This is a genomic window from Scytonema sp. UIC 10036 (assembly GCF_009725235.1).
Genome location: NZ_WJFC01000077.1, coordinates 47,661 through 56,840, shown reverse-complemented (window position 1 = coordinate 56,840; position 9,180 = coordinate 47,661). Strand labels below are relative to the sequence as shown.

Here is a 9,180-nt window from a genome sequence, read left to right as displayed (position 1 = left end):
GGGGAGTGAGGGAAGGGAAAGAAGTAACAGATTTTTTCTCGGCTAATTTTGCCATAAAATCTGTGACTAGTTGTTCCTGCGCTTTTTTGTGATTCCCGTTACCGTTACTTTCTTTGGGTACTGTTTCAGGCGGGGTTGTTTGCTTGGACTCAGTTGGAATGACTTCTTGGCTTGCAGGTAATGTCACTTTATGTCCATCTTGCAAAGCTTCTTGAAATGCCATCTTTGTTTTTTCTGACACGTAGTTAATGCCGTTTAAACGTACAGTCAATCCTTTGGTTTTCTTGGTTGCAGGTACGGCTGGTGGCAATTGATAGGGGTCAAGATTTTTTAATGGCATACCGACGACGCGCAATTGCACGACGGCTTCTCTCATTGAGCGATCGCTATTCTTTTGAGCGCTGGGATTTAAGGCTACAGTGATATGAGGGCGATCGCCTAAAATTTCTTGCACTAGCCCTGTTAAAATTTTCCTCGGACCAAATTCAACAAAGCAATATCCTCCTGCTGCATAAATATGTTCTATTTCCTGCTTAAACAGGACTGGATTACTGAGTTGGTTTTCGAGGATTGTTTGAATCGCCTGTGCTTCTTGAGGATATTGCTTTGCAGTGACGTTAGTGTAAACAGGTATTTTTGCGTTTTGGAACTTAACAGACTTAACCGCATTCGCAAAAGCTTTTTGAGCAAAAGCAATTGATGGAGTGTGGAAAGCTGCAGACACGGGTAGAGGGACAGCAGTTAATCCTTGCTCCTGTAACACCAGGTGGACTTTTGCAATTTCCGCAGCCGGACCTGCTAAGACAACTTGACGGGGAGAATTCAGATTGGCAACAGATACCTTTGGATACTGTTTTAAGATGCCTTCTATTTTGCCCACTTCTTCTTTCACCGCCAGCATCGCCCCTGCATCATAATCGGGGTCTTGAGGAGCTGCCATTGCTTGTCCTCTAGCTTTTACGAGGAAGCAGTAATCTTCTTCGCTTAACACTCCTGCAGCCCATAAAGCTGTCAGTTCTCCAAAGCTATGCCCTGCAGCAAAATCTGCTTTGAAACCAGCATTTTGTACAATTTTGTACAGACTAGCGCTTAGCATTCCAATCGCTGGTTGAGCATATTCTGTCCTTTGTAAAGCAGCGACTTGAGCATTCTTTTCCGATTCTTCAAAGGCAGGATGGGGAAAAATTATGCTCGACAGGGTTTGCAAATTATCTTTGAGCAAAAGGCTATCCATGTAGCCAAATAGACGCTGACCTTCCGGGAAATTCATTACCAATTCCCGACCCATGTTCAAGTACTGAGAACCTTGACCGGAGAACAAAGCAACGACTTTTCCTGCAAGATCTATACCTGTTTGACGGTAAAAAATACCTTGAGGATGTTCCCATGATGGAGCAGAAGCTTTGTTCTTGAGTAAGTCAATACTTGTTTGCAATAATTTACAAGCCTCAGCACATGACTCTGCAACAAACCCAATTCTAGCTGCATTCAAAGGAATTGCTTGGGATTTAGATGCTTCTACAAGTTCTGCATAATTTTTTGCCCCCGCCTCCGATTGGAGTTTAGCAAGCATTTCTTCACAGCTTGCTAATAACTGTGTGGGAGTTTGAGCAAACAACAAAATCTCGTTAGCAGTGCTGTGAACTCGATGTGTCCGTTCTTGTAGAGCTTCGTATTCTTCCAAGACAACATGATAGTTAGTTCCGCCAAAGCCAAAAGAACTGATACCCGCACGTCTTGGCGCTTCTCCTTCCACACGAATCCAAGGTCTGGTTTCTGTATTTAAATAGAAGGGCGAGTTTGTAATGTTGAGTTTGGGGTTTGGTTGAGTGATGTTGATTGTGGGGGGTAAAATTTTATGATGCAGTGCTAAAGCAGTCTTAATTAGACTTGCAGCACCAGCAGCCGCTTTAGTATGTCCAATTTGAGACTTAACGGTACCGAGTGCGATGTATTGCTTTTTAGAGTTGTTTTCTCCGAAGAACTCGTTTATAGATGCAAATTCTGTAGGGTCTCCAGCTAAAGTTCCCGTACCGTGTGCTTCAATTAAGGAAACAGTCTCAGGAGCAAAACCAGCATCGTCATAAGCACGCTGCAATGCTTTGACTTGTCCTTCTTGTCGGGGTGCGTAAATGCTCTTAAAGCGTCCATCACTGGAGGTGCCAATTCCTTTAATGACGGCATAAATTTTGTCATTGTCTCGTATGGCATCATCTAGACGCTTGAGAAGAACCATACCAACACCTTCGCCCAACATCATCCCATCTGATTTAGCATCAAAGGGTTTGACGTTATCGCTAGGAGAAACAGCTGGTGTTTTGCTGAAACACATATACGCCATGATAGTGTTGTCAGTGTCTACTCCACCAGTCAGCATCATGTCACAACGGTGTTCTACGAGTTCGCTAATCGCCATTTTTAAAGCAGCGAAGGAACTCGCGCAAGCCGCATCGACAACGCAATTGATACCGCCTAAGTTCAAACGGTTGGCAATTCTACCTGCAACTACGTTCCCTAACATTCCAGGGAAAGCGTTCTCATCCCAGTTTACGTAAGCACTTTTGATTTTCTTGATAATTTTTTGGGTATCCTCATCGGATAAACCGCTACTTTTCAGAACCTTTTCCCAAACCGGATACTCTAACCGTGCAGCGAGCGGTAATCCCAATTGGCTTCCTGCTACACCTAAGATGACTCCAACAGTTTCACGATTAAACTCGCGAGATGCATTGTAGCCAGCATCTTCCATTGCTTCTTTTGCAACAACCAAACTTAAAAGTTGTGCAACGTCAGTGACTTCTAAAATACTAGGGGGTATTCCAAACTCCATTGGATCGAAATCAACGTAAGGAATAAACCCGCCTCGCTTGCAATAGGTTTTTTCTTCTGGTGTTCTGGGGTTCGGATCGTAGTACTCGTCAATATTCCAGTGTGTTGATGGAACATCAGTAATACAGTCTTGTTTGTTAAGAATGTTTTGCCAGTACTCTTGTAGGTTTCTGGATTTAGCAAACACAGAAGCCATTCCCACGATGGCTATAGGGCTATTTTGTAATTTTCTGTTAATTTTATCGATTGACATAGATTGTTCTGGCATCATTTTTTTTTCCTCAATACACCTGTTGACAACCTTTTCAAACTGACTTATTTCGGCTGCTAACTCCGCCAAGGCATTATCAATTGAATGAGCAGACATAGGAAAAATCGTAATGGTTGGTAGCTTGAGTCCTTTAGTGTACGTGCTCTTTATCGGAAGGAATAGTTAACAGTTAACATTATGAATTGTGAATGATAAATTATGAATTATGAATTTTAATTTTCATAATTCATCATTCATAATTCATCATTCATCATTCATAATTTTGCATTAGATCGATAACATTGTTAAAGCTCGTAAAATAGTCATGTAGTGCGATCGCCGCTTGTCCGGTAAATTCAACCCATTCGTCCCGGCACAAATCCTGAGAATCTTGAGAAACTGTTTCCGGACTCAAGAGCGAAAACTTTGGAGTACTTATTAGAACAGAAATGCTGTTTTCTCCAATGCTAGTTTGATTATTTAACTTAACTGCGACCACATAGTTAGTGTTAATGATTACGTTTTGTATTTTGATAAATGCCATAGACAATTTTGACGTTTAAGACAACATATTCTATGGAATTTGTGCAAATTATATTTGACAAATTCGTTACACAAAGCGCACTCCTCTCTCTCCACAAAAGTAAATAACTCAAACCACTGATTGAAGTCTTACTCAGTCTCAGCAATTTCGGTGACTTTTAGTTTTTCGCTCTCTATAAACTAAAAAAAATACCTAATTAGCTAGAACCGTGATAATTACTAAAAACACTAGCACAACCAACAGAGATTGAATAGATTTTTTTAAATGTTTTTATAAAGAATGAATTTGTTGCAGATATGAACTTTTTATAAATTTGTAAAAGTATCGTGCATGACGAAGGCACTCTCCTCGTTACAAGGCTCTGCCTTGTAACGCAGTAATAGAGGCTCTGCCTCAAGTTATTAGAGGCGGAGCCTCTAGAAATGCATTCCCAGGCTCCGCCTGGGAACGAGTTAAGGGAGCTTGGGAACGAGTTAGTAAAGTAGGCATTGCCCACCCTACTGTTGAGTAAGAAAATAGTGGTTTTGTAAATTGAATAACTTTCTGGAAAACTTCTATAAGTTCATAAAAATCAATGTGAATTGAGAGGACGTGATACTGTGCAAGAGCAAGAAATGCGTCCTAGATTCTTGTAAAGACGCTTTCATAAAAGCGTCTCTACAACTAGTGATGCACATAACTTCGTGGCTCTATTCTCCGTGATTCTGTTTTTTGAGCTTGTTTTCCAGTCCATGCTTGCCAGCGTATGATTCCGCGACTCACTAAGTCAGGATTTTCATCTCCAATAAAACAGATACGTCCCATTCTTTCACAGGTAATGAGAATTTCACCTTGTCCCATAAAAGGGGCTATCACAGAGTTCGTTGGATTGGTGTACAAATGCAACAAATAGTTGACTATACCCTCTACTCCGTCAATATTGATTGGTGCCTGTGGTTTTGGTATCGATTCGCGAGAGAAAAGACCTACGTATACGTTACTGAGAATTAATTCATACTGGAAAGGCATTCTCTGACGGCGGTAAAATTCATAAATGTAACCTTCCGATCGCAGTACGGCGACGATTCTAGCCCTATCAACTAGATAATCGTGGTTCCAGGTTGGGGAAAGAGTTGCGATCGCAAGAGCGGCGCGATCGGGAAGCAGGTTTGTGAATTGTTCGCCAGATGTATGGCTGCAACAAGCGATATGCTGACCTAATTTCCATTCCTCACCAACTTTGACGGAAACCTGGTTGGTCATCATTGTGGCTTTCTGAGTTTGCTGCTCGGGTTGAACAGCATCGTGATTGAGAGCTAACTTAGCTTCTCTCTTTGCCTTTGCCATAGCGTTTTTCATGGCTTGTACTTGTATCTCTTGTTGCCTCAACCGCCAGTGTGCGGCACTTCTGGCTTGTCTGAGTGCTTCTTCTTCATCTCCCTTTGATTTAGCAGTTTCTAAAGCCAGTTCTGCTTGTTTTGCAAAGGCTCGTTCTTGACCTGCTGTTCGGGCTATTTTTAGTAGCTCCGTCTTCATGTTAGCAAGTGGCGTTCCCTTGATTTGTTCTTTAACTTCTGGGTGAATATCTCGCGCAATTTGCTTGTCATGCTGCAAACTGCGTTCGCTGTATCCAATTTCTCTTGCTAAATCTGTAGTTGTTTTAGGTACTTGCGAAACTGTTTCGCGTCCCTTGTAAGTGTATTGATTGTCTCCCGGTTTAGCCCTCAGCCCCAATCGGTCTAAAATGCGCTCGCGCTCCAATAACAATTCCGCACGCTCTAGAATTTCTAGTTCATTGCGGATAAAATTCTCGTCAATCTCCGCCAAGCGGCTTTGATCGACATCGTCATAATCCACAACGTTGCACTCGATGTTATCAAGCCCCAATTGCTTGCAAGCTGTCAGACGGTGCAGCCCAGCAATCAAGTTGAGCTTGCTATCCACTGTAATTGGGTTTAATAAACCGTTAGTCTGAATGGAATCCTTCAATTCCTTCACTTTTTCGTCATTTACGGGACGGCGGTTAGAACCATATTTGATCTTGTCTATGGATACTGATTTTATAGGCATAAGCACTGTTCTTGAGTATTGTTAGTAGTCAAAGTACCAACAATAAGACATCCCTAATATATTTCATCAGTGTTCTCAGAAACATGAATTTTGTGATAAGCCTGATGAAAATGTCTTATGAATCGCAACCGTTACTAAGAAGCAGATTCAATATGAAGTTTGGGTTGTAAAGTGCAAAATGAACTTTACAAATTCTTTGAAAACCATAGAATGAAGCTATTAGATCGGGATACAAGTTTCAAGAGCTAAAATTTTGAACTTGTCCTGTATAAATTGCATCTATTCACTTTTAAGGATCTATGCTTCATACTATTTACTGCTCTTAGTGTCAGTTGATTTAGAGTCAATGAAGGCACTTCTCGCCAGAAAGTTCCCCATTGAGGAAGTGAAATGATAAATAAAAATGATTATTGACTGTCAGAAAAGGTTTTTTAAAACTTTCTGTAGTTTAGGAAACATTTTCTCTGATTAAAAAATTTCAAATGTAAAGTTTATATAAAATTAGGAGTCATCGTTGTTGAAAAAATGGAAAAAATACACAGCAACACAGTCGTTTTAAAACATACTCGTTACAGGATCTGTACTTAGAATTATCACTCACAAGGTACGGATAAAAGGTACTTTAATCATATATGGATGTAATGCCTTGTAACTATGTATGGGCGCAAGGCCTTGTAACTATGCACGGGCACAATGCCTTGTAACCATGTACGGGCGCAATGCCTTGCGCCCCTACTAACTACTAACCACTAACTACTAACCACTAACTAAATAAATGAATTCGATTGACAAAAGAAAAGTTTTTTGCGAATATGGTGAACAAGTTTTTGCAATTTATCTCCAGCAGCCCTTCGTTTTGCTCGAGATCGGCTATTTGTAACAGAGTTCCAGATTTCACAAAAAAGTTATCAAGTTACAGCAATATGTCAAGGTTTATCAGTTTACCCAGTTAAGCAATAACTGATGGAATTTGATGAAGAACAGCCACTTATGAGTATTGAGTATTGATAACTATCCGCCAATAACGGAATGTAGACCAGCATAACAGAGAAAAAAATATGGCAGCAGACAAAGAAAGCCAGTTATACACCAAACCCCCATATCGCTGGCGATTCATATTAGCAGCTCTCGTCGCTTCAGCTACCGGATTAGTATTCTATTACAGTTTTGCACGGCGAGAAAATACCCCGACGACTCAAGCACCCAAAACTGTAAAAATTGCTCCTCCTAAAATTGAGGTAACCGCTTTAGGACGTTTACAGCCTCAAGGAAAAGTCACTAAATTGTATCCTCCGAGTTCCCTCAGCGGTGTTCGAGTAGAAAAACTGCTAGTTGAGGAAAGCGATCGCATTCAAACAGGACAAGTAGTCGCTTTGTTAGAAGGTTATGGTCGTGCTAAAGCAGCGTTACAACAATCTTTAGATAAAGTGCAAGTTGCTCAAGCCGAGCTAGCACAGATAAAAGCTGGGGCTAAAACGGGAGATATTGAAGCGCAAAAAGCAACCGTCACCCGTCTGGAATCGCAATTAAAAGGAGAAATTGCCTTACAACAAGCAACTATTGCTCGTTTGCAAGCGCAATTAGACAATGCTCAAACAGAAAATAACCGCTATCAACAGCTTTATAAAGAAGGAGCAATTTCTGCTTCCGCCGCAGATAGCAGGCGCTTGCAGCAACAAACAGTAGAGCAACAACTCAGAGAAGCTAAAGCAACCCTCGATCGTACTGTCAATACCTTAAAAGACCAAATCAAAGAGGCAAAAGCGAGACTAAACAGTATTCAAGAAGTGCGTGAAGTGGACGTTCAGCTAGCAGAAGCCCAAGTTAAAAGTGCTCGTACAAGCGTTCAACAATCAAAAGCAGACCTAGATTTAACAAAACTTGTATCTCCCATAAACGGTCAAGTTTTAAAAGTCCACGCCAAAACAGGAGAAGTCAATAGCAGCGACGGAATCGTTGAGATTGGAAAAACATCTCAAATGTATGTAGAAGCAGAAGTTTATCAGACCGATATTAATAAAGTCCGTGTAGGTCAAAAAGCTACAATTACCAGCACAGCTTTTCCTGGTGCTATACAAGGAACTGTCAGCAGTATTGGTTTGCAAGTTGACAGACAAAATATTTTAAGCGTTAATCCAGCCGCAGAAACAGACCGCAGAGTCATTCCAGTAAAAATCCGTATCGATAATGCAAAAGACAGCCAAAAAGTCGCAGGTTTAACTGGTTTACAAGTAGATGTCGCCATCAAAGTTCAGTAATCAGTGACACTTGACCAATGACAAATGACCACTGACACTTGACCAGTAACTATATTCAAAACTTAAACTATGATTGTCAAAACTCCTTTGGCGTGGCTACAACTTGCTCGAAATAAAATTCGTTCTTTAGTAGCTGTTGCTGGTATCGCCTTTATTGTTATTCTAATGTTCATGCAACTTGGTTTTCAAGATGCTCTTTATTCCAGTGCGACTCAAGTTCACCATCATCTCAACGGGGACTTATTTCTCATTAGTTCTCAATATAAAGCTTTGACAGCCAATCAAAGCTTTTTTCGGACTCGCTTGTATCAGTCCTTAGGATTTGATGGTGTAGAATCAGTTAGCCCCATGTATATAGGATTTGCCAAGTTTAAAAATCCAGATACAGGTCAAAAGTATTCAATATACGTTATTGGTTTTGAACCAGGAAAGCCCGTTTTGAACATACCGGACATCAAAAATAATTTAGATAAAATAAAAATTCCTAATGTTGTCCTCTTCGATCGCAATTCCCGACCAGAATTTGGAAATATTGCTGAAAGATTTAACAAGGAGAAGACCGAACAGATAGTTGAAGTTTATCCCTTTAATTCCATTGCTGGTTCTACAGTAAGAATCGGTGGATTGTTTAGCTTAGGTCCTTCCTTTGGAGTAGATGGTAATTTAATTGTTAGTGACTCAACTTTCTTAAAGATATTTCCCAACAGTCGTCCTGCGGAAATGATAGATATAGGCGCTATCACTCTCAAGCCTGGGGTCAACCCGCAGAAAGTGATGAAAGATTTACAGAAAAATTTACCTAACGATGTTATAGTATTTACCCGTCAAGGATTCATTGATTTTGAAAAAGAATACTGGGCTAATAGAACACCTATAGGTTTTATACTTAACCTTATGTTATCAATGGCTTCAGTTGTCGGCATAGTCATTGTCTATCAAATTCTTTACAGTAATATCTCCAGCCAATTAACAGCTTATGCAACTTTAAAAGCTATAGGTTATACCAATAATTATTTACTAGTTGTTGTTTTTCAGCAAGCTTTAATTTTAGCAGTCCTCAGTTATATACCAGGATGCATTCTTTCTTGGTGGTTATATGATTTTGCTATGGAAGCGACTAAACTACCAATCATGATGAGCTTTCATAATGGAGTGCTCGTCTTAATATCAAATATATTAATGTGTATGATTTCTGGAGCATTAGCTATTAACAAACTACGCTCTACAGATCCAGCAGATATATTTTAGCT

5 protein-coding genes are annotated in these 9,180 nt (G+C 40.3%); 2 read left to right on the top strand and 3 right to left on the bottom strand.

The annotated features are described in order from the left end of the window. From F7734_RS30585 to F7734_RS30575, 3 genes are all read right to left on the bottom strand, one after another. The coding region (locus F7734_RS30585) for a type I polyketide synthase (RefSeq protein ID WP_243147176.1) at positions 1–3,196 on the bottom strand (3,196 nt) is incomplete at its 3' end. Positions 3,197–3,350: 154 nt separating this feature from the next. Further along, positions 3,351–3,623: a hypothetical protein gene (locus tag F7734_RS30580; protein ID WP_155748334.1), complete on the bottom strand. Its 273-nt coding sequence runs from the start codon at positions 3,621–3,623 to the stop codon at positions 3,351–3,353. Positions 3,624–4,286: 663 nt separating this feature from the next. Further along, complete coding sequence (locus tag F7734_RS30575; protein ID WP_155748333.1) at positions 4,287–5,672, bottom strand: ParB N-terminal domain-containing protein; 1,386 nt, start codon at positions 5,670–5,672, stop codon at positions 4,287–4,289. 1,058 nt (positions 5,673–6,730) lie between these two features. Between F7734_RS30575 and F7734_RS30570 the strand changes: the two genes are divergently transcribed. Together F7734_RS30570 and devC are read left to right on the top strand one after the other, a co-directional pair. Continuing rightward, complete coding sequence (locus F7734_RS30570) at positions 6,731–7,930, top strand: ABC exporter membrane fusion protein (RefSeq protein ID WP_155748332.1); 1,200 nt, start codon at positions 6,731–6,733, stop codon at positions 7,928–7,930. A 69-nt stretch (positions 7,931–7,999) separates the two neighbouring features. Then, a complete protein-coding gene (gene devC / locus F7734_RS30565; protein WP_155748331.1) occupies positions 8,000–9,178 on the top strand; it encodes an ABC transporter permease DevC in 1,179 nt (392 codons plus the stop codon). Positions 9,179–9,180: the final 2 nt, after the last annotated feature.

Coding starts and splice junctions, on each gene's coding strand:
- devC (WP_155748331.1), top strand. CDS start 8,000: ATGATTGTCAAAACTCCTTTGGCGTGGCTACAACTTGCTCGAAATAAA.
- F7734_RS30580 (WP_155748334.1), bottom strand. CDS start 3,623: ATGGCATTTATCAAAATACAAAACGTAATCATTAACACTAACTATGTG.
- F7734_RS30570 (WP_155748332.1), top strand. CDS start 6,731: ATGGCAGCAGACAAAGAAAGCCAGTTATACACCAAACCCCCATATCGC.
- F7734_RS30575 (WP_155748333.1), bottom strand. CDS start 5,672: ATGCCTATAAAATCAGTATCCATAGACAAGATCAAATATGGTTCTAAC.